Raw genomic sequence first — 1,246 nt, 5'->3', positions numbered from 1 at the left:
GTTTCCAGTAGCTCGGCTAATGAACAGAAAGCGCTAGCAAATGCATCTTGATGAGCTATCTGCATTTACTTGGATAGCTTTTTCTGCGCCTCTGCTTCAAAGTTCATATTGATATTGCCTAAAGATCTTTCTTCGTTTACCCAAAATGCGACCGCGCCACACACCGCAGCGGGCAGTGCCAGAAAATTCACGATAGGCAGAAGCGTTGCCCCAAACGTTACCAGCCCAAAACCTAGTGATGTCAGACGATGGCTAGCCAGGTAGTTTTTCATATCGGGGAAGCTCATCTTATTATTATCTGCCGGGTAGTCGATATATTGAATGGCCATCATCCAGGCTGAGAAAATAATCCAGATAACAGCAATAATCACATTCAAGCCGGGGATTAAGCCTAAAACCAATAGCACTAGCACCCGCGGGATATAATAAACAAGCTTTTGGAGTTCTCGCATGATGGTTCTGGGAACCATTGCCAGTAGCTCGCTCCATGAGAAGTCTTCACCTTTATCTTGGCCGCTTAAGTGCTTTTCAGTGAGTTCTGCCAGGTAGCCATAAAAAGGAGCGCCGATTAAATTCGCGGCGGCAATAAAGCCATAAAACAGCGTCATTAAGATGGCTAAGAAGTAGATTCCCCAGAATAACCACTCCATGAATCCTAGCCATTCTGGGACCCAAGACAATAAGGTCGCCATCCAACCGTCTACTAGGCTATATGCCCACATGATGAGCAGCGTAAACAAGATGATATTTACGGTTAAAGGAACCAGTAAAAATAGGCGAAAGCCGGGCTGGCAAATGATCTTGAAACCTTGAGCCAGATAGCCAAAGCCGGTAAACATATTTCCCTTCATGTGAAGATTCGCTCCTGATCAGAATATCGTCTAAGAAATTTATAGGGCTTAATAGGGTTGTAGGCAGTGTATAATAGCTCGCTTGGAGTTTCAGCAGTGCTCTGATGAAATCAAAGTAATGTCACTAGGTAGTTGTAGCCAATGCGTCCAGATTTTCAAATCGAGATTGTTTATTCAGATGAACAGCTTGTGGTGGTTAATAAGCCCTCCGGTTTGCTATCAGTTCCGGGCAGAGGCCCCGACAAAGCTGATTGCTTGCTGAGCCGCTTACAAGACCAATTTCCCACTATCAGGGTGGTTCATCGTTTGGATTGCGCAACCTCGGGCTTGATGGTCTTGGCGCTTGATGCGGATTCCCACAGGGAGCTTAGTAGGCAGTTTCATGACAGAGAAGT

2 protein-coding genes are annotated in these 1,246 nt (G+C 45.7%); one reads left to right on the top strand and one right to left on the bottom strand.

The window, feature by feature from the left end; translation table 11 throughout:
* Window positions 1-65 precede the first annotated feature (65 nt).
* Complete coding sequence (gene cysZ / locus A3756_RS22175; protein ID WP_068510062.1) at window positions 66-851, bottom strand: sulfate transporter CysZ; 786 nt, start codon at window positions 849-851, stop codon at window positions 66-68.
* Between the two features lie 141 nt (window positions 852-992).
* Here cysZ and A3756_RS22170 point away from each other — a divergent pair.
* A partial coding sequence (locus tag A3756_RS22170; RefSeq protein WP_231875610.1) for a pseudouridine synthase occupies window positions 993-1,246 on the top strand: 254 nt, incomplete at its 3' end.

It is taken from the genome of Oleiphilus sp. HI0086, assembly GCF_001635225.1.
The sequence above is the reverse complement of the archived record's forward strand: the minus strand, read 5'-3'. Positions and strand labels throughout refer to the sequence as shown.